Source organism: Vogesella urethralis (assembly GCF_007644045.2).
Lineage (GTDB): Bacteria > Pseudomonadota > Gammaproteobacteria > Burkholderiales > Chromobacteriaceae > Vogesella > Vogesella urethralis.
Window position 1 is genome coordinate 51,878 of record NZ_VMDW02000071.1, and the last position, 18,090, is coordinate 69,967.

The window sequence follows — 18,090 nt, forward strand, 5'->3', positions numbered from 1 at the left end:
CTTTCAGGGTACGACAAGTTGCTCCCGAAGGGATTACTTGCGAACCAGTTTTTCCTTGATACGTGCGGACTTGCCGGTACGACCACGCAGGTAGTACAGCTTGGCGCGACGTACGTCACCGCGACGCTTAACTTCGATGGAAGCCAGCAGCGGGGAGTAGGTCTGGAAGGTACGCTCAACGCCTTCACCGGAAGACAGTTTACGTACGATGAAGGAGCTGTTCAGACCGCGGTTACGGATGGCGATAACAACGCCTTCGTAAGCCTGCAGACGCTCGCGGTTACCTTCCTTTACCTTAACCTGAACGACAACGGTGTCGCCCGGTGCGAATTCGGGAATGGTTTTACCCAGACGGGCGATTTCTTCCTGTTCCAGTTGTTGGATCAGATCCATGTTACTGCTCCTTGTTTTTGAGGATATCTTGTTCCTGCTGGTACTCTGCCAGCAGCCGAGATTCCTGTTTCGTTAATGTGCGCCCTGCCAGCAGCTCGGGACGACGCTCTTGCGTACGGCCCAGCGACTGCTTAAGGCGCCACTTGGCAATCATGGCGTGGTTACCGGACATCAACACATCCGGCACCCGCATGCCACGATATTCTTCCGGGCGGGTGTAATGCGGGCAGTCCAGCAGCCCGTTGACGAAGGAATCTTCGTACGCGGACTGGGCGTCGTTCAGCGCGCCGGGCAACAGACGCACAACGGCGTCCATCAGCACCATGGCGGGCAGTTCGCCGCCGGACAACACGTAATCACCCACCGATATTTCTTCGTCGACTTCGCTGGCGATCAGGCGCTCGTCCACCCCTTCGTACCGGCCGCACAACAGGATGAGGCCGGGACGGGCTGCCAGCTCGGCAGCCTTGGCGTGTGTCAGCGCACGACCTTGCGGCGACAGGTAGATCACATGAGACTGTGCCACCCCTGCCGCAGCCTGGCGCGCGCGCGCCGCCGCAATGGCTTTTTCCAGCGGTTCGATCAACATCACCATGCCGGGGCCGCCACCGTAGGGGCGATCGTCGATGGTGCGGTAATTGTCGCTGGTAAAGTCGCGCGGATTCCACGCGGCAAACTGCCAGATCGATTGCTCGATGGCCCGCCGGCTAACGCCGAAGCGGGTCACGGCATCGAACATTTCGGGAAACAGCGAAATGGCATCAAGCTGCATTAATAATCGAGGCCCCAGTCCACGGTAATCCGTTTTGCGGCCAGATCCACATCGACAATGTAATCGGACACAAAAGGTATCAGCCGCTCATCCGTTTCACCACGGACAACCAGGACGTCGTTGGCACCGGTTTCCATCAGCTGGCTTACCTTGCCCAGCACGATGTCTTCCTTGTTCACCACGTCAAGGCCGATCAGATCAATCCAGTAATACTCATCATCTGCTGCTGCCGGCAGCTGGTCGCGCGGAATGGCAATCTGCATGCCACGCATCGCCGCAGCAATTTCGCGGTCGTCGATTCCTTCGAACTTGACGACCAAACCTTTGGGCTGGGCAGAGCCATCCGCAAAGGTATAGGGCTTCCAGTCGCCGTTTCTGCCCAGCCACCACGTCGGGTAGTCGAACAGGCTATCGGCGTATTGGGTATCCGCCTGGACTTTCACCCAGCCACGAACACCAAAGGCGCCGCGGACAAACCCCATTACTACAAGATCAGCGTCACGCATGCGCCTTGCTTCCGTACTGTAGTCTGATCAAAGATCAGGCAGCTTTCTGCTCTTTCAGCAGTTTGGCTACGGAGTCGGTCACCTGGGCGCCAACGCCGATCCAGTAGTTTACGCGGTCCATGGCCAGACGAACACGCTCTTGCTTGTCGTTGGCTACGGCGTTGTAGAAACCCAGACGCTCGATGAAGCGGCCATCGCGACGGTTGCGGGAGTCAGTAACAACGATGTTGTAGAACGGACGGTTCTTGGAGCCGCCACGTGCGAGACGAATTACTACCATTGTCGATTGTCCTTATATACGGAATCGTAGAAAAGCCCCCGATTCTAGGGCATTTTTCCCTTACGCTGCAAGTGCTTATTGGGGTGTTTGCACATCGGGCTGTTGCAGCAGGTCTTTGGTGACGATGGTCAGCGCCCGGTCCTCGGGGTGAACCTGTACGCTAAAGCCCAATCGGGACATGAGTTTAAGCATGCCCTTGTTGCCTGCCAGCACCTCGCCCACCATCACTTTCAGGCCCTGTTCGCGCGCGGCGTCGAACAAGGCGTTCATCAGGATGACGCCGATACCCTTGCCCTGCCAGTGGTCGGCCACCTCCAGCGCAAATTCGCAACTCTCGTTGTCGGGGTCGGTTACGTAGCGCGCCACCGCCAGCTGCTCTTCGCCAGCGTCGGTTTCGCGCGTCATCGCCAGCGCCATCTCGCGGTCGTAATCGAGCTGGGTAAAGCGCACCAGCATGGTTTGCGACAGCTGCTTGATGCTGGACATATAGCGGTTGTAGCGGCTTTCTTCCGACAGGTTGCGCACAAAGGCCTGCGTCATGTCTGCGTCTTCCGGCCGCACCGGACGGATGTTCACCGGCGTGCCGTCCTTCAGCATCGAACAGTGCACCATGTGCATCGGGTACGGCATGATGGCCATGTGACCATACGGTTTGCCGCGCTTGGGCGCTTGCACGATGATGCGCGCGTCCAGCGCAATCACGCCCGACTCGTCCGCCACCAGCGGGTTGATGTCCATCTCGCGCACTTCCGGCAGCTCGCACACCAGCTCGGACACGTGCAGCAGCACGCTCTTCAAGGTGTCGAGATCCACCCCGGGCATGTTCTTGAACGGCCCCAGAATCTTGCCGATGCGCGTCTTGTCGATCATGCGGTCCACCAGGTAGTGGTTGACCGGCGGCAGGCTCAGCGCCCGGTCCTGCATGATTTCCACGGCGATGCCGCCGGCACCGAAGGTGATCACCGGCCCGAACGAAGCATCAGCCGTCACCCCCACCATCAGCTCGCGCGCATGGCGCCGCTTGCGCATGGCCTGTACCGACACGCCATCGATGCGCGCCGTCGGCTGCGCCTCCAGCGTCCGCGCCATGATGCTGGCGTAGGCATCGCGCAGCGACTGCTCGCTGCCAATGTTCAGTTCCACGCCGCCCACGTCGGACTTGTAAATGATGTCCGGCGAGTCGATCTTCAGCACTACCGGGTAGCCGATGTCGGCGGCCAACCTTACTGCCTCGTCCACGTCGCGCGCCAGCGCGGTGCGGTTAACCGGAATATTGAACGCCGCCAGCACGTCCTTGCTTTCGCGCTCGGACAGCACGCTACGCCCTTCCAGCAAGGCGGTGGCGATCACCGCGCGGGCCGTCAGCACGTCCGGCACCACCTGCTCGCCCTCCAGCGGGGCGGGCGTTTGCAGCAGCATCTGCTGGTTATGATGGTAGGACGCCAGGTTGCGGAATACCTCGATGGCGAATTCCGGCGCACGGAAATGCGCGCACTTGGCCTTGGAGAACAGCTCCCGGCTTTCCGACACCTTGGCGTCACCCAGCCACGACAGGAACATCGGCTTGCTGCTTTCGCGCTGCAGCCCCACCATCAGCTGGGCGGTAGTGAGGTGGTCGGTACCCGCCTGCGGGGTAAAGATCACCAGCACGCCGTCCACATTCGGGTCATCCAGACAGGCTTTGACGGCGGTACGGAAGCGCACCGGGCTGGCGTCGCCGATGATGTCCACCGGGTTGCCACGCGACCAGTTGGCCGGCAGCGACTCGTTCAGCAGCTCCAGCGTGGCCGGCGCCAGTTTGGCCAGCTCCACGCCGTACATATAGGCGCTGTCGGCGGCCAGCACGCCGGGGCCGATACCGTTGGTCACGATCGCAAGGCGCTTGCCGGTAACGCGGTAGTTGGCCGCCAGCACCTTGGCGGCGGTAAACAGCTGGGCGATGGTGGCCACGCGCAGCACACCGGCACGCGACAGCGCGGCATCGAACACATCGCCGCTTTCCACCAGGTTGGACGAATGCATCAGGCCGGTCACGTCGTCTTCGTAGCGGCCGGATTTCACCACTACCACCGGTTTGGTACGTGCCGCAGCACGCAGCGCGCTCATGAAGCGGCGGGCATCGTGCACGTGGTGCACGTGCAGCAGGATGCCCTGGGTGAAGTTGTCGGCTACCAGGTAATCCAGAATCTCGCCGAACTCCACGTCCAGCGCCTCGCCCACCGACACCACGCTGGAAAAGCCGATGCCCTTGCTGTCGGCCCAGTCCAGCATGGCGGTACACAGCGCCGACGATTGCGACACCAGCGCCAGGTTGCCGGCTTTCACTTTACTGGTGTAGTTACTGGCGTTGAAGCCGGCCACCGGCCGCATCAGGCCCAGCACGTTGGGGCCGAGAATGCGGATGCCGTAGTGCTTGGCAATCGATACTGCCTCGTTCAGCGCCTCGCGCTCCTGCGCTTCGCTGTCGCCGAAGTCCTTGGCCAGCAGAATGCCTTTTACCCCTTTCTTGCCGCAGTCTTTCACGATGGCGGGCAGGCTGCGCAAGGCGGTGGTGACCACTACCATATCCACCGGGCCTTCGATCAGCCGGACCGAGGTGTAAGCCGGAATGCCGCCCACCACACGGTGGTGCAGGTTGACCGGATACAGCTTGCCCTGGAAATTGCCGGCCAGCAGGTTGGCAAAAATCGCCTGCCCCACCGAGCCCGGGGTGTCACTGGCACCCACCACGGCAACGTTGCGCGGCGAAAACAGCGGTGTGAGGTAATGCGGTTTCATGGTTTGTCCGTCCAAGTAGTAAAGGCATGTTGCCGTAGCCGCCGTCTATCGACAACGGCCTGCGGCCAACCTTGCGCCGCTTTTATCCTGTTGTTCTGGCCACGCCGCCAGGGCTTTTGACACGGTCATCAGACGTATCAATGCAGTAGCGCAGTGTGCACAATATTGCTAATCTTCGCGGTTTCGCGGCGCGCCCATGTTGTGCCGCATCAAACGATGACCCACATCAGGAAAAGGCCCGTCCCGCCAGGGAGTACCGACATCATGAGCAAACGCGTTGTAACCCTCGCCCACTACTACACCCAGCCGGAAATCCAGCAAATGGCCGACAAGGTCGGCGATAGCCTGGAGCTGTCGCTGTTTGCCCGCGAGTCCAAGGCTGACATCATCGTGTTTGCCGGTGTCCGTTTCATGGCAGAAACCGCCAAGATCCTGAACCCGCAAGCAGAGGTGATCCTGCCGGACGCCGGCTCCACCTGCTCGCTGGTCACCCAGACCGACGTGGCTGCCCTGCAACAGTGGCGCGAAAGCCACCCCGACCACGTGCACGTGTCGTACATCAACTCGTCCGCCGCGCACAAGGCGCTGTCGGACTGGATCGTCACCAGCCGCAACGTGGACGACATCATCGCCCACCTGTACGAACAGGGTAAGCAGGTGATCTTCTCGCCCGACCGCAATATGGGCGCCTACCTCAATTATCAATACGGCTACGATATGCCATTATGGTCGGCCGTGTGCGAGGTACACGACAAGTTCAACGAGGCGGCCCTGGACGAAGCGCTGACCGCCAGCCCCAACGCCCACCTGATCGCCCACCCGGAAAGCCCGCTGCCGGTACTGAAGCGTGCCGAGTACGTCGGCTCCACCTCCGGCATGCTGAACTGGGTAAAAGCCTACAGCGGCGATGCGGCCAACGTGATCTTCGTGGCCACCGAAGACGGCATCCTGTACAACATGCGCCTGGCGCGCCCGGACCTGGACATCCGCCAGGCGCCGATCTACGCCGGCTGCCAGTGCAACTCCTGTCCGTACATGAAGATGAACACCATCGAGGCGGTAAAACGGGCGCAGCAAGGCGAAGGCACCCGCATCGATTACCTGACCGAGGCCGAGATGGACGCCGCGCGCTTGCCTATCGAACGCATGCTGGACTTCAGCCAGCGTTACTACAAGTAACCGGCCCGCGCCACACAGCCCGCCCCCAGCGGGCTGTTTTTCTTTATGCAACCGGCACGGCGGTTTTCGCCCGCCCGATACACGGCTACAATCATCCGGTCTTGATGGAACCTTGCCATGAAAATCCTGCTTAGCAACGACGACGGTTATTTCGCTCCCGGCCTTGCCACCCTGGCTGCCCACTTGTCTGCCTTGGGCGACGTCGTGGTGGTCGCACCGGAACGCGACCGCAGCGGCGCCAGCAATTCTCTGACGCTGGACCGCCCCTTGTCGGTAAAGCAGGCCGCCAGCGGCTTTTACTACGTCAATGGCACGCCCACCGACTGCGTGCACGTTGCCGTCACCGGCTTTCTGGATTTCCGCCCCGACATCGTGGTGTCCGGCATCAACCACGGCCCGAATATGGGCGACGACACGCTGTATTCCGGCACCGTCGCCGCGGCGACCGAAGCCTTCCTGCTGGGCATTCCGGCCATTGCCGTGTCGCTGGCCGGCAAAAACCGCCATTTCGATACCGCAGGCCAGGTAGCGGCCAACCTGGTACGGCGCTTCCAGGCCCAGCCGTTCAGCCGGCCCATGCTGCTGAACGTCAACGTGCCCGACATCCCGGCCGAACAACTGGCCGGCACCGAAGTGACCCGTCTGGGCCGCCGCCACCACGCCGAACCGGTGATTCGCGCCAACAACCCGCGCGGTGATACCGTGTACTGGGTCGGCCCGGTCGGCCCCGAGCAAGACGCCGGTAACGGCACCGATTTTCACGCCATCCGCCAGCAGCGTGTGTCTATCACGCCGCTGATGATAGACCTGACCGCACGCGATCAACTGGATGTAATACAGACATGGCTCAATCCCTAGTCGCAGGCAACAATTTCGGCATGTTCTCCGACCGCACGCGCATGCGCATGATCGAGCGCCTGCGGCAGAACGGCATTCGTGAAGAGCGGGTGCTGGCCGCCATGTACGAAGTGCCGCGCCACTTGTTCATCGACCAGGCGCTGGCCACCCGAGCCTACGACGACGTGTCGCTACCCATCGGCCAGGGGCAAACCATTTCGCAGCCACTCACCGTGGCACGCATGACCGAAAAACTGCTGGAAGGGCGCGACAAGCCTGGCCGCATCCTCGAGATCGGCACCGGCTGCGGCTACCAGACCGCCGTGCTGCTGAAAACCGGCGCCGAGGTGTTCTCGATTGAACGTCTGGCCGGCATTCTGGACAAAGCCAGACAGAACCTGCGGCAAGCCAAGCTGGTGCATGCCCGTCTGGTGCACGGCGACGGCCATCTCGGCCTGCCGGATGTCGCCCCCTTCGACGGCATCATCATCACTGCCGCCGCGCGTCAGGTACCGCCCGCCTTGCTGGCACAACTGGCCGACAACGGCAGGCTGGTGCTGCCGGTGGGAGACAAGGAGCAGCACCTGTGGCTGTACGAGAAAACAGCCGACGGGCTGCGCCAGACGCAGCTGGAGCCAGCCCGCTTCGTGCCCCTGCTGCCGGGCAAGCAATAACAAAAAAGCAACACCCCACCCTCTTGATTCTTGTCTGACAATTTACAGCAGGCAGATAGCTGACATATAAAATCGACATCCAATGCAGAACATCTTGTTAAAAAAACTGGCCGTAATCGGTAGCAGCGTCGCACTGTCCTTGCTGGCAGGTTGTGCGCAACTGAACCAGGACACCCCCGCAGACATCGTACGGGGCTCCCCCACCACGCAGAAAGTGCGCAGCGAGGTAGCGGCCAAGCCGGCACCCGCCGCACCGGCAGCGACAGGCGGAAAGGCCAGCACACAAGCCATTGCACTGGGCAGCACCCCGCAGCCGAAAGTGGTAACGGGCAACACAACCCACACCGTTCAAGCCGGTGAAACCCTGTACCGCGTCGCCGTCAACAACGGCCTGCGTTACCAGGACCTGGCGGAATGGAACCATTTGGACGGTTACACCATCAAGGTTGGCCAGGTTTTACGGCTAACCCCGCCGGATGCACCGCAGACTGGTGCACCCGTAACCGCCCCGACAGCCGGTACCGCTACCGCGGCCAAACCGGCAGACACCAAACCGGCAGCAGGCCAGATGCCGGTTGAAGCGAAGGCACCGGTATCCGGCACCGACGCTCAGGCAGCCAGCAAGCGCTATCCGAAAGCCTTGAAGCTGCCGTACTCGGAAGAGGCCATCAAGAGCCTTCCGGCCCAGAGTGAGGGAAATGGCAAACCTGCCTCGACCGTACCGCCCGCCAAAAACACACCGGAAAAACCGGTGGCCAAAGTAGAAGCCGACACACCTGTCGCACCGGCTGCTCCGGCAACCGAGGCGAGCAGCCCGAAACCGGCGGCAACTACCGGCGTGGTATGGGCCTGGCCTACCCAGGGTAACGTGATCCGGGGTTTCTCGGATCAGAACAAGGGCATCGACATTGCCGGCAAGGCGGGGCAACCCGTGCTGGCGGCAGCTGACGGCAAGGTGGTGTACAGCGGTAGTGGTTTGCGCGGTTACGGCAAGCTGATCATCCTGCGACACGACAAAACCTACCTGTCGGCCTATGCCCACAACAACCAGTTACTCGTCAAGGAAGGCCAAGCCGTCAAGAAAGGGCAGAAAATTGCCGAAATGGGTAATACCGACGCGGACCAGGTAAAACTGCACTTTGAAATCCGCCAACTCGGCAAGCCTGTAGACCCGAGCAAGTATCTGGAAACCAGACCCTGACAGGCTCAATCCTGATCAGGAGCGCACAAGCGGGGGAAACATCATGAGCGACGATCTTGATCTGCTGGAAGAAGTGCTGGAAGACGAGCTGGAAAACGAAGACGAGCCGCGTGCCGAGGCTGAAGAAGCCGAAGAAGCCGCGGCCAGCAAGGGCTTTGAAGACATCGCCGATGTCACCCAGATTTACCTGAACGATATCGGCAGCAATGCGCTGCTGACGCCGGCGCAGGAAATCGAACTGGCGCGCCGCGTAGTGCAGGGCGACTTCAGCGCGCGCCAGAAAATGATCGAGCACAACCTGCGTCTGGTGGTGAACATTGCCAAGCACTACATCAACCGTGGCTTGGCGCTGCTGGACCTGATCGAGGAAGGCAATATCGGCCTGATGCACGCGCTTGAAAAGTTCGACCCGGAACGCGGCTTCCGCTTCTCCACCTACGCTACCTGGTGGATCCGGCAGAGCATCGAGCGCGCCATCATGAACCAGTCGCGTACCATCCGCCTGCCGGTGCATGTCATCAAGGAGCTGAACGTCTACCTGCGCGCTGCCCGCCACCTGGAAAGCCAGATGGGGCGCGAGCCGACGCTGGAAGACATTGCCCACCTCACCGGCAAGCCGGTAGACGAAGTGCGCAAAGTGCTCAACCTGAACGAACGCATGGCGTCGCTGGACGCGCCGCTGGATATCGACCCGATGCTGTCGATCGGCGAGTCCATCCCCGACGAGCAGCACGAAGAGCCGGACATCCAGCTGCACAACGCGCAGATCGAGCACTTCGTGCACGACTGGCTGGGCCAGCTCACCGACAAGCAGCGCATGGTGATCGAGCGCCGCTACGGCCTGAACGGCCACGAAGTCTGCACGCTGGAAGAACTGGCTTCCGCCCTCAGCCTGACCCGCGAGCGCGTCCGCCAGATCCAGATCGAAGGCCTGGAGCACCTGCGCCGTATCCTGCGTCGCAAAGGTGTCACCAAGGACTACCTGATCTGACATTGCACCACCCCAAAAAAACCGGCAGCCACGGCTGCCGGTTTTCTTTTGCCTGCTGGCCGGAGCCTGCCCAAGCGATCGCCGGTACGGGTAGGGCCTAGCGGCCGGTTTTGCGGCCAACCCTGGCCGGGCGGAACGCCTTCACTTCGCGCAATAGCGTGCGCCAGGCGTTGTCGTCGGCCGCCGGCGGTGCGTACTGCAGCCGTTGCCAGCGTTGCAGCAAGCCAGCCAGCTGATCGCGCTCCGCCGCCGTCAACGCTGCCGCCCGCGCCTGCAGCTCGCTGGCGGTATCGGCAGCCTGCGCCGCGATGCCGGCAGCCTGCAAGCGGCGCAGCAACAGCGCGTGCACCTGCTGCGGCAAGGTTTGCGGCGCCTGGCGACGGCGCAACAGCCACCACAGTAACGGCCCGCCTGCCAGCAGCATGCCGCCCAGCAGCGCCTTGACGATGCTGGCGGCCGACACCTCGCCCAAGCCCAGCTTCTGGAACAAGCCTTGCTGGCTGGCGGCATCGTACCCCACCACCCAGCGCTGCCAGCTGAAATTGGCCAGCTGCCACTGCTGGCCCACCCACTGCGCCCAACCCGGCGGTTTGCCGCCCACCAGCGGCATGCGCGGCGCTGCTTCGCCCAGGGTATTGGCGATGCCGGCCTCGATACGCTGCGGCGCCACCAGACTGGTGGCGTCCACCCGCTGCCAGCTGCCGTCTACCCACACCTCGCTCCAGGCGTGCGCGTCCGACGACCGTATCTGCCAGAAGCGGCCCTGGCCATTGAATTCGCCGCCCTGAAAGCCCACCACCACCCTGGCCGGCAAACCGGCGGCGCGCGCCAGCACGGTAAAGGCCGAGGCAAAGTGCTCGCAGAAACCCTGCCGGCTACCGAACAGGAAGCCATCCACCACGTCGCCCTGCAATTGCGGCGGGTTCAGCGTATAACGCAGGCCCTGCTCCGCCAGCCACAGTTGCAGCGCCTGCAAACGGGCGGCCGGCTGCGGGTGGCGCCCGGCCAGCGCCTGCGCTGCCGCCACCGTCCGCAGGTTGCCGGCAGGCAGGCTCAGGTAAAAGCCTTGCTCGCTGTCGGTCAGCGCATCGGCAAAACGCGGGCTGGCGATACTTTCTACTCGGTAACGGAAGCGTGCCTGGTTGGCCGCATCCAGCCGCCGTAGCCGTTGCTGGTATACCAGCGTCACCCCGTCGCCACTGGCTACGCCCTGCTCGAGCAGCGGCAGATAGCCCTGATACGGCTCGGCCACCACTTCGTAGCGCAGGCGCGGCGCATCGGACGCTACCGCAACACCGCGTTCGCGCGCCAGGTTGGCCGCACGCCAGCTGCTGCCGTCAAACTGGTCAAACACCATCACCCGCCAGTACAGCTGGCTGGGGCGCGGCTGGGTGCCGGCAAACTCGGCAGTAAACACCGGCTCGCGCGACAGGATCATCTTGCCGATGGCGCCCGGGCTCATGCTGTCGGCCAGGCCGGTAGTGGCGCCCTGCTGCTGGCTGGGCATGCTCCACAGCGGGCCGGGCAGCCGCGGCATCACCACAAACAACACCACCATCAAGGGGAAGGACAGCAACAAGGCGCGGGCGGTGATGCGCGGGCTAAGCCGTGCTTCTTCGCCGGCCAGCAGCACCATGGCCCAGGTCAGCGCAAACAGCGACAGCACCAGCCATAGCGCCGACAGCGGGCTCTGGTCGAACAGCAACGGGGTGGCCGCCAGAAAAAAGCCCAGCGCCAGCAGTACGCGCCAGTCGCGCAGGGTGGCGGTTTCCAGCGCCTTGCCGCCCACCAGCAGCAACAGGAACGCCACGCCCCCTTCGCGGCCAACCAGCGTGCGCAGCTCGAACCACAGCGCGGCAATCGGCAACAACAGCGCCAGCATCAGCCACACACGGTGCGGCAACGCCCGCCCGTGCCACACCAGCCAGCCGCGCCACGCCAGCAGCAGCATGTAGAGCATCGGTATCCACGCCGGCAGTTGCAGCAACAGCGGCATGGCCACCAGCGCCAGCGCCAGCAAGGCGGCAAAGCAGGCCAGACGGCGCGGGTCAGCCAGCATCGCGCACTCCAAAGCTGGCCAACGCGATCAGGCCTTCATCACTCTGCCCCGGCCCCAGCTGCAGCGCCTGCTGCGGCAGGCACAGCAACAGCCCCTGCGCCGCTGCCTGCGCCTGTAACAGCTGCCAGCACAGATGCGACAAACGCTGTTCCGGCGGCATGGTGGCCGGGTAGTCATCCCAGTTCAGGCACAGCTGGCCGCCGGGTGCCTGTGGCGTGGCAAATTCGCGCGCGGCCAGCACGCCACGGCGGGCGTACACGCGCCAGGCAATGCTGCGCACGCTCTGGCCCGACTGCCAGGCTGCCAGGCCGGCAAAGTCGTCGCCACCGGGCAGCGCCAGCGCCACGTCGGCCTCGCCCTCGTCGCTGGCGGCGGCCGGCAAGCGTGCCTCGGCCAGCGGCCGCGGATACACCCACAGCCGGCTATCCAGCCGCACCTGGGTAAAGGCGCGCACCAGGCCCAGCGGCGCTTCCGACCACACGCGCAGCACCGGCATCGCCAGTTGGCCGCGATGCGGCGCCGGCAGTGGCAAATCCAGCACCGCCGGCTGACGGCAGCGCTGCAAGGTGGCGGGCTGGCCGTACCAGCCCAGGCACACGTGGCGCGGCTGGCCGTCGTCCCACTGCAGGCGCAAGCGGAACAGCGCCTCGCCGCCGGCAAACACGTTGGCCGCCGGCAGGGCGTGCAGTTGCAGGCCGGCCAGCTGGCGGTAAGCCAGCAGCACCGACACCAGCATCAACGCTGCAATCCAGAACGCCAGCCCGTAAGCCAGGCTGACGGCGTAGTTGAGCGCGCCCACCCACACCGCCAGCGCCACCAGCAGCATCATCGCCCCCAGCGGCGTAGGCAGCAGGTAGATGCGACGCTGGCCCAGCGTGACGCTGGCTTCGCGCGGCGTGTGGCGCAATACCCAGCGCTGCAGCGCCTCACGCCAGCGGAACATGGGCCAGCATCCGCTGCAGCAGCGCCGCGCTGTCGGCGCCCGGCAGCCGCGGCACCAGCCGGTGCGCGGCCACCGCCACGAACACCGCCTTGATGTCTTCCGGCAACACGTGGTCGCGCTCGTCCAGCAAGGCCCAGGCGCGCGCGGCGGCCAACAGTGCCAGGCCGGCGCGCGGGCTCAGGCCGTGCACGAAGTGTTCCTGCTCGCGGGTGGCTTGCAACAGGGCCAGCACGTAGCCGGCCAGCGCCGGGGACACGTGCAGGCTGGCCGCTTTTTGCTGCAAGGCCTGCAGCTCGGCCACGCTCAGCGCGGCTTTCAGCTGCTGGGTGGCCTGACGCCGGTCGCCGCCCTGCAGCAGCTTCAGCTCGGCATCGGCCGGCGGGTAACCCAGCGAGATGCGCATCAGGAAGCGGTCCAGCTGTGATTCCGGCAACGGGAAAGTGCCGCGCTGACCATCCGGGTTTTGCGTGGCGATGACGAAGAATGGCGATGGCAGCGGGTGGGTATGGCCGTCGGCCGACACCTGGCGCTCTTCCATGGCCTCCAGCAGCGCGGACTGTACCTTGGGCGAGGCGCGGTTGATTTCATCCGCCAGCAACAGCTGCGAGAACACCGGGCCGGGCCGGAACTCGAAGCGGCCCTCCGCCGGCAGGAACACGCTGCCGCCCAGCACGTCGCCGGGCAGCAGGTCGCTGGTGAACTGCACCCGCCGGTAGCCCAGGCCCAGCACGGCGGCCAGGCTATGCGCCAAGGTGGTTTTGCCCACGCCGGGCACGTCCTCGATCAACAAGTGGCCGCCCGCCAGCAGGCAGGCCACAGCCAGCCGCGTTTGCTGCGGTTTCCCCAAAATCAAGGCATTAAGTTGACGATACGCAAAGGTGATGGATTGCATTCGGGCCTGCTTACGCGCACTATTTATTAAAAAATCATATATCCCTTTTGCCTCGGCAAAGCAACAAGGAAACGCTCGTGCTTAACTGGTTGAAATCCCATATTACCGGCGGGGGACTCACCGCCTACATCACACACGGAGACTGCCTGCAACACAATATGGGGGTGGGCCATCCCGAGTGCCCCGAGCGGCTGATCGCCATCCGCGACCAGCTGATGGCCGGGCAGATTTTCGACAGCCTGCAGGAAGTGGAAGCCCCCAAGGTCAGCGAACAGCAGCTGGCCCGTGTGCACCCGCCCCATTACGTGGAGTACATCGAAGCGTGCGCGCCGTCGGTGGGCACCTTCCGCGTCGACCCCGACACCGCGATGAACCCAGGCACCCTGCCCGCCGCCCAGCGCGCCGCCGGCGCCGTGGTCAAGGCCGTCGACATGGTGATGGGCCGCGAGGCGCCCAATGCCTTCTGCGCCATCCGCCCGCCCGGCCACCACGCCGAAAGCGACAAGGCGATGGGCTTCTGCTTCTTCAACAACATCGCCGTCGGCATTGCCCACGCGCTGTCGCAGCACCGGCTGGAACGCGTGGCCGTGATCGACTTCGACGTGCACCACGGCAACGGCACCGAAGAAATCTTCCACGACGACCCGCGCGTACTGATGGTGTCCATCTTCCAGCACCCGTTCTACCCCTACAGCGGCGACAACCCGATGGGGCCGAACATGCACCACGTGCCGATGAAGGCCGGCAGTGGCAGCCGCGAGTTCCGCGAGGCCGTGGAGTATTTGTGGCTGCCGCAGCTGCGCGAGTTCCAGCCACAGATGATTTTCATCTCGGCCGGTTTCGATGCCCACCGCGAGGACGACATGGGCTCGCTAGGCCTGGTAGAAGCCGATTACGAATGGGTAACGCGGCAACTGATGATGGTGGCGGCCGAACACTGCGAGGGCCGCATCGTGTCGGTACTGGAGGGCGGCTACGACCTGTCGTCGCTGGCGCGCAGCGTCACCGCCCACGTGAAGGTACTGTCCGACGGCTAGCCCGGCAGCCGGCCCGGCATGCAAAAGCCCCGCTATCGCGACAGCGGGGCTTTCGTTTCAGGGTGTCATGACGCCAGCTGCGGCAACCATTGCGGGTGGCGCCAGTACACCCAGCGCTGACGCCAGCGCGGCAGGTGGTCGACAAACACGCGGCCGGCCAGGTGGTCCAGCTCGTGCTGGATGGCGGCGGCCTGGAAATCGTAAGCGGTGAGGGTAAAAGGTTGGCCGCAACGGTCGAGTGCAGCCAGTTCGATCACTTCAGCGCGGGCGATGCTGGCGCGGTAACCCGGCAAGCTCAGGCAGCTTTCCTTGCCGCGCACCCGGCCGCGCTGCGCCACGATGCGCGGGTTGATCAGCACCAGCGGCGCATTGCGCTGGTCGCTGACATCGACGACGGCCACGGCGAATGTTTCGCCAATCTGGTTGGCCGCCATGCCCACCGCGTTGCGGGTGGCGTACAGCGTATCGAGCAGGTCATCCACCAGAGGCTGCACCTGACTGACATCGTTTACCGGTTGGGCCTGGCGGCGCAGGCTGGGGTCACTCAGGGGCAGTATCGGGCGGATGGTCATGGCTCAGGGCTGGTTTTTGTCTCCCGGCGCGGCTTGGCCAATCTTGTCTTCCTGGCCGGTCAACAGGTTTATCAGGTTCGATTTGTGGCGGTGTACCACCAGAATCGCGATGATAATGCTGGTGCCCCAGTACACACTTTGCGGTCCGACAATAAAGAACGCATAAACCGGGGTCAGCACACAGGCCACGATGGCCGACAGCGACGAGATCTTGACCACAAAGGCCATGAACAGCCAGGTGGCCAGCGCCGCCAGCGCCAGCCAGCCGTTGAACGCGGCCAGCACGCCCACCGCAGTGGCCACGCCCTTGCCGCCCTTGAAGCCGAAGAACACCGGCCACATGTGGCCGGCCAGCACCGCCAGGCCGGACATCGCCACCGCCTGCTCGCCCAGGCCGTAGGCCGGGCCGAAATGGTTTACCAGTACCACGGCGATCCAGCCTTTGACGCCGTCGCCCAGCAGGGTAAGCGCCGCCGCCAGCTTCTTGCCGGAACGCAGCACATTGGTGGCACCAGGGTTTTTGGAACCGTAGGTACGCGGGTCGGCCATGCCCATCAGCCGGGTAACGATCACCGCGAAAGACAGGGAGCCGATCAGATAGGCGCCCAAAATGAAGGCAAACGCTGTTGTGGTCATGGCTTATCCACTAGAATGCAAGGCTTGGCATTTTACGGTATCGGGCACTAAACCCAAAGCCCGCAACGATGGACATTATCTTTTTGCGCGAAGTGCGCGCCGACACGGTCATCGGCGTTTACGACTGGGAGCGTACCGCCGCCCAGACGGTGTTGCTGGATATCGAGTACGGCATTCCCAGCGAAGTGCCCTGCCACAGCGACAATATCGGCGACACCATCCATTACGGCGAAGTGGTGGAGCGCGTGCGCGCCTCGCTGGCCGAGCAGCACTTCCTGCTGATCGAAGCGCTGGCCGAGCACATCGCCAGCATCGTGCGCGACGAATTCGGCGCCCCGTGGGTGCGCGTCGCCGTCACCAAGCTGAACATCCTGCCGGACGTCAAACACGTGGGCGTGATGATCGAGCGCGGCCACCGCCCGCACTGAGCGCCACGCCAAAGACAAAGCCCTGCGGCCAACCCTGTTACAGGTTGGCCGCAGGGCTTTTTGCTGCCGGCCGGGCGAGGGTTAATCCTCGCGGTTACGCATGAAATCGGCGGTGTTGTAGAACGCCTCGATCAGTTTGGCCTTCAGCCAGTCTTCGCACACCAGCTCGTTCACCGCTTGCGTCATGCACTGCATCCACTGGTCGCGCGCCACGCTGTCCACCGCGAACGGCATGTGGCGCATGCGCAGGCGCGGGTGGCCGAACTTGTCCATGAACAGCGGCGGGCCGCCCAGCCAGCCGGACAGAAACATGTACAGCTTTTCGCGCGAGCCGGCCAGGTCGGCCGGGTGCATGTCGCGCAGCGCCTTGACCGACGGGTCGCTGTCCATGATGTCGTAGAAGCGGTCGGTCAGCCAGCGCACCACGCCAGCGCCGCCCAGCAGCTCGTATGGGGTCATTTCCTGCATGATGGTTTCCTGCCAAACAAGGCGCACATGGTAGCACGCGCCCCCGGTGCTGCCGCGTGGTCAGGTCAACAAATCACACGCCCAGAAACGGGAAGGCCAGCGGTGCCGGGCGACCGCAAATCAGCTCGGCCAGCGCACGGCCGGAGCCGGGGCCTTCGGTCCAGCCCAGCGTGCCGTGGCCGGTATTGAGCCACAGGTTGCGGTAGGCAAAGCGGCCGATCAGCGGCACATTGCCGGGCGAGGCCGGGCGTAGGCCGGTCCAGAAACGGGCGGCGTCCCAATCGCAGGCGTCGGGAAACAGCTGCTGCGTACGGCGCACCAGCGCGGCGCAGCGCACCGGGTTCAGGTGGCTGCTGTAACCCGACAGCTCGGCGGTGCCGGCCACCCGCAGCGTGTCGCCCAGCCGCGAAAACACCAGCTTGTGCGACTCGTCGGTAATGCTCACCTGCGGCGCGGCGGCGGCGTCGCGCACCGGCAAGGTGGCGGAGTAGCCCTTGGCCGGGTACACCGCAATGCGCTGGCCCAGCGGCGCCAGCAACAGCGGGGTATGGCTGCCCAGCGCCAGCACGTAGGCGTCGGCCTGCAGCGTGTCGAAACGGCCATCCGGCCCGGTAATGGACACCCCGGCCAGCTGCGGCCCTTGCGGCAGCAAGGCATTGATGCGCGTCTGCCAGGCAAATTCGACGCCGGCGTCGGCGCAGGCAGCCGCCAGCTGGCAGGTAAACTGGTGCACGTCGCCCGATTCGTCGCTTTCGCACCAGGTGGCGGCCAGCAACTGCGGGGCGATCGCCGCCAACGCCGGCTCGCGCGCCACCGCGTCGTCCGGCGACACCAGCCGCCGGGTAACGCCCTCCTCCGCCAGCAGCTTGCAGGCGGTCAGCGCGTGCTCTACGTCCTGGCGCTGGAACAATAGCGCCAGAATGCCTTGCTGGCGGTGCGCATACTGCAGCGGCAACTGCTGGCGCAGCATGGCGAAGGTTTGCTGGCTGTAACGCCCCAGCGCCACCATGTGGCGCAGGTTGGCCGCGTGGCGACCGGGCAGGCACTCGGCCAGAAAGCGCAGCGCCCAGCGCCACTGCGCCGGGTCCAGGTGCGGGCGGAACCACAACGGCGCGTCCTCGCGCAGCATCCAGCGCAGCACGCGCCACGGTGTGGACGGGTGCGCCCACGGCTCGGACTGGCTGACCGAAATCTGGCCGCCGTTGGCAAAGCTGGTTTCGCGTGCCGGCCCGCTGGCGCGGTCCACCACCACCACCTCGTGCCCGGCCTGGCGCAGGAACCAGGCGGTGGAAATACCGATAATGCCGGCACCCAGTACCGCAACCTTCATCGCTTACCTTTCGTGCATCCATGCCGCCGCCACAGGCCAGCGCTGGCGCGGACAAGAAAAAGGGCCCCCGCAGGGGCCCGGGCCGGCAAGCATGGTAAAGCGATGCTTGCGGCA

19 protein-coding genes are annotated in these 18,090 nt (G+C 64.2%); 7 read left to right on the forward strand and 12 right to left on the reverse strand.

What is annotated here, in order from left to right; translation table 11 throughout:
* Nucleotides 1-33: 33 nt before the first annotated feature.
* The 5 genes from rplS to FLQ03_RS06970 form a co-directional block, all read right to left on the reverse strand.
* Nucleotides 34-393: a 50S ribosomal protein L19 gene (gene rplS, locus FLQ03_RS06950; RefSeq protein ID WP_144373231.1), complete on the reverse strand. Its 360-nt coding sequence runs from the start codon at nucleotides 391-393 to the stop codon at nucleotides 34-36.
* A gap of 1 nt (nucleotide 394) precedes the next feature.
* A complete protein-coding gene (gene trmD, locus FLQ03_RS06955) occupies nucleotides 395-1,165 on the reverse strand; it encodes a tRNA (guanosine(37)-N1)-methyltransferase TrmD (RefSeq protein WP_144373232.1) in 771 nt (256 codons plus the stop codon).
* A complete protein-coding gene (gene rimM, locus FLQ03_RS06960; RefSeq protein ID WP_144373233.1) occupies nucleotides 1,165-1,671 on the reverse strand; it encodes a ribosome maturation factor RimM in 507 nt (168 codons plus the stop codon). The genes trmD and rimM overlap by 1 nt, the downstream gene beginning before the upstream one ends.
* A 34-nt stretch (nucleotides 1,672-1,705) precedes the next feature.
* Nucleotides 1,706-1,951 (reverse strand): 30S ribosomal protein S16, encoded by a 246-nt coding sequence (gene rpsP / locus FLQ03_RS06965; RefSeq protein ID WP_144373234.1) that lies wholly within the window; start codon nucleotides 1,949-1,951, stop codon nucleotides 1,706-1,708.
* A 75-nt stretch (nucleotides 1,952-2,026) separates the two neighbouring features.
* Entirely contained in the window at nucleotides 2,027-4,729 is a 2,703-nt protein-coding gene (locus FLQ03_RS06970; RefSeq protein WP_144373235.1) for a bifunctional acetate--CoA ligase family protein/GNAT family N-acetyltransferase, read from the reverse strand.
* 264 nt (nucleotides 4,730-4,993) lie between these two features.
* On the opposite strand from FLQ03_RS06970, the gene nadA reads away from it, so the two are divergent.
* The 5 genes from nadA (at nucleotide 4,994) to rpoS (ending at nucleotide 9,611) form a co-directional block, all read left to right on the forward strand.
* On the forward strand, nucleotides 4,994-5,908 hold the full coding sequence (gene nadA, locus FLQ03_RS06975; protein WP_144373236.1) for a quinolinate synthase NadA: 915 nt from the start codon (nucleotides 4,994-4,996) through the stop codon (nucleotides 5,906-5,908).
* Between the two features lie 117 nt (nucleotides 5,909-6,025).
* The gene (gene surE, locus FLQ03_RS06980) at nucleotides 6,026-6,766 is read left to right on the forward strand and encodes a 5'/3'-nucleotidase SurE (RefSeq protein ID WP_144373237.1); all 741 of its coding nucleotides are present in this window, start codon (nucleotides 6,026-6,028) and stop codon (nucleotides 6,764-6,766) included.
* Entirely contained in the window at nucleotides 6,751-7,419 is a 669-nt protein-coding gene (locus FLQ03_RS06985; RefSeq protein ID WP_144373238.1) for a protein-L-isoaspartate(D-aspartate) O-methyltransferase, read from the forward strand. Before surE ends, FLQ03_RS06985 begins: the two co-directional genes overlap by 16 nt.
* A gap of 94 nt (nucleotides 7,420-7,513) precedes the next feature.
* On the forward strand, nucleotides 7,514-8,620 hold the full coding sequence (locus FLQ03_RS06990; protein WP_240802216.1) for a peptidoglycan DD-metalloendopeptidase family protein: 1,107 nt from the start codon (nucleotides 7,514-7,516) through the stop codon (nucleotides 8,618-8,620).
* A gap of 43 nt (nucleotides 8,621-8,663) precedes the next feature.
* Complete coding sequence (rpoS, locus tag FLQ03_RS06995; RefSeq protein WP_144373240.1) at nucleotides 8,664-9,611, forward strand: RNA polymerase sigma factor RpoS; 948 nt, start codon at nucleotides 8,664-8,666, stop codon at nucleotides 9,609-9,611.
* A 97-nt stretch (nucleotides 9,612-9,708) separates the two neighbouring features.
* Here rpoS and FLQ03_RS07000 read toward each other — a convergent pair whose 3' ends face one another.
* The 3 genes from FLQ03_RS07000 to FLQ03_RS07010 are packed head-to-tail and all read right to left on the reverse strand — an operon-like array spanning nucleotide 9,709 to nucleotide 13,505.
* On the reverse strand, nucleotides 9,709-11,670 hold the full coding sequence (locus FLQ03_RS07000) for a transglutaminase TgpA family protein (RefSeq protein WP_144373241.1): 1,962 nt from the start codon (nucleotides 11,668-11,670) through the stop codon (nucleotides 9,709-9,711).
* The gene (locus FLQ03_RS07005) at nucleotides 11,660-12,613 is read right to left on the reverse strand and encodes a DUF58 domain-containing protein (RefSeq protein WP_144373242.1); all 954 of its coding nucleotides are present in this window, start codon (nucleotides 12,611-12,613) and stop codon (nucleotides 11,660-11,662) included. The genes FLQ03_RS07000 and FLQ03_RS07005 overlap by 11 nt, the downstream gene beginning before the upstream one ends.
* Nucleotides 12,597-13,505, reverse strand: coding sequence for an AAA family ATPase (locus FLQ03_RS07010; RefSeq protein WP_144373243.1), 909 nt, complete (start codon nucleotides 13,503-13,505; stop codon nucleotides 12,597-12,599). The genes FLQ03_RS07005 and FLQ03_RS07010 overlap by 17 nt, the downstream gene beginning before the upstream one ends.
* A gap of 77 nt (nucleotides 13,506-13,582) precedes the next feature.
* Here FLQ03_RS07010 and FLQ03_RS07015 point away from each other — a divergent pair, with 77 nt between their 5' ends.
* Nucleotides 13,583-14,542, forward strand: coding sequence for a histone deacetylase family protein (locus tag FLQ03_RS07015; protein ID WP_144373244.1), 960 nt, complete (start codon nucleotides 13,583-13,585; stop codon nucleotides 14,540-14,542).
* A 65-nt stretch (nucleotides 14,543-14,607) separates the two neighbouring features.
* On the opposite strand, the gene def is transcribed toward FLQ03_RS07015, so the two are convergent.
* Together def and plsY are read right to left on the reverse strand one after the other, a co-directional pair.
* Complete coding sequence (def, locus tag FLQ03_RS07020; RefSeq protein WP_144373245.1) at nucleotides 14,608-15,114, reverse strand: peptide deformylase; 507 nt, start codon at nucleotides 15,112-15,114, stop codon at nucleotides 14,608-14,610.
* Nucleotides 15,115-15,117: 3 nt separating this feature from the next.
* On the reverse strand, nucleotides 15,118-15,750 hold the full coding sequence (gene plsY, locus FLQ03_RS07025) for a glycerol-3-phosphate 1-O-acyltransferase PlsY (protein ID WP_144373246.1): 633 nt from the start codon (nucleotides 15,748-15,750) through the stop codon (nucleotides 15,118-15,120).
* A gap of 68 nt (nucleotides 15,751-15,818) precedes the next feature.
* On the opposite strand from plsY, the gene folB reads away from it, so the two are divergent.
* Nucleotides 15,819-16,178: a dihydroneopterin aldolase gene (folB, locus tag FLQ03_RS07030; RefSeq protein ID WP_144373247.1), complete on the forward strand. Its 360-nt coding sequence runs from the start codon at nucleotides 15,819-15,821 to the stop codon at nucleotides 16,176-16,178.
* Nucleotides 16,179-16,259: 81 nt separating this feature from the next.
* Here the strand turns inward: folB and FLQ03_RS07035 are convergent, their stop codons facing one another.
* Nucleotides 16,260-16,646 (reverse strand): group II truncated hemoglobin, encoded by a 387-nt coding sequence (locus FLQ03_RS07035; RefSeq protein WP_144373248.1) that lies wholly within the window; start codon nucleotides 16,644-16,646, stop codon nucleotides 16,260-16,262.
* Nucleotides 16,647-16,719: 73 nt separating this feature from the next.
* Nucleotides 16,720-17,976, reverse strand: coding sequence for a D-amino acid dehydrogenase (locus FLQ03_RS07040; protein ID WP_144373249.1), 1,257 nt, complete (start codon nucleotides 17,974-17,976; stop codon nucleotides 16,720-16,722).
* Nucleotides 17,977-18,090: the final 114 nt, after the last annotated feature.

Excerpts from the sequence above, each read along its gene's own strand:
- plsY (WP_144373246.1), bottom strand. The coding sequence starts at position 15,750 with ATGACCACAACAGCGTTTGCCTTCATTTTGGGCGCCTATCTGATCGGC.
- FLQ03_RS07040 (WP_144373249.1), bottom strand. The coding sequence starts at position 17,976 with ATGAAGGTTGCGGTACTGGGTGCCGGCATTATCGGTATTTCCACCGCC.
- FLQ03_RS07000 (WP_144373241.1), bottom strand. The coding sequence starts at position 11,670 with ATGCTGGCTGACCCGCGCCGTCTGGCCTGCTTTGCCGCCTTGCTGGCG.
- rplS (WP_144373231.1), bottom strand. The coding sequence starts at position 393 with ATGGATCTGATCCAACAACTGGAACAGGAAGAAATCGCCCGTCTGGGT.
- FLQ03_RS07035 (WP_144373248.1), bottom strand. The coding sequence starts at position 16,646 with ATGCAGGAAATGACCCCATACGAGCTGCTGGGCGGCGCTGGCGTGGTG.
- folB (WP_144373247.1), top strand. The coding sequence starts at position 15,819 with ATGGACATTATCTTTTTGCGCGAAGTGCGCGCCGACACGGTCATCGGC.
- rpsP (WP_144373234.1), bottom strand. The coding sequence starts at position 1,951 with ATGGTAGTAATTCGTCTCGCACGTGGCGGCTCCAAGAACCGTCCGTTC.
- nadA (WP_144373236.1), top strand. The coding sequence starts at position 4,994 with ATGAGCAAACGCGTTGTAACCCTCGCCCACTACTACACCCAGCCGGAA.
- FLQ03_RS06970 (WP_144373235.1), bottom strand. The coding sequence starts at position 4,729 with ATGAAACCGCATTACCTCACACCGCTGTTTTCGCCGCGCAACGTTGCC.
- surE (WP_144373237.1), top strand. The coding sequence starts at position 6,026 with ATGAAAATCCTGCTTAGCAACGACGACGGTTATTTCGCTCCCGGCCTT.
- trmD (WP_144373232.1), bottom strand. The coding sequence starts at position 1,165 with ATGCAGCTTGATGCCATTTCGCTGTTTCCCGAAATGTTCGATGCCGTG.
- FLQ03_RS07010 (WP_144373243.1), bottom strand. The coding sequence starts at position 13,505 with ATGCAATCCATCACCTTTGCGTATCGTCAACTTAATGCCTTGATTTTG.
- FLQ03_RS07005 (WP_144373242.1), bottom strand. The coding sequence starts at position 12,613 with ATGTTCCGCTGGCGTGAGGCGCTGCAGCGCTGGGTATTGCGCCACACG.
- FLQ03_RS06985 (WP_144373238.1), top strand. The coding sequence starts at position 6,751 with ATGGCTCAATCCCTAGTCGCAGGCAACAATTTCGGCATGTTCTCCGAC.
- def (WP_144373245.1), bottom strand. The coding sequence starts at position 15,114 with ATGACCATCCGCCCGATACTGCCCCTGAGTGACCCCAGCCTGCGCCGC.
- rimM (WP_144373233.1), bottom strand. The coding sequence starts at position 1,671 with ATGCGTGACGCTGATCTTGTAGTAATGGGGTTTGTCCGCGGCGCCTTT.
- rpoS (WP_144373240.1), top strand. The coding sequence starts at position 8,664 with ATGAGCGACGATCTTGATCTGCTGGAAGAAGTGCTGGAAGACGAGCTG.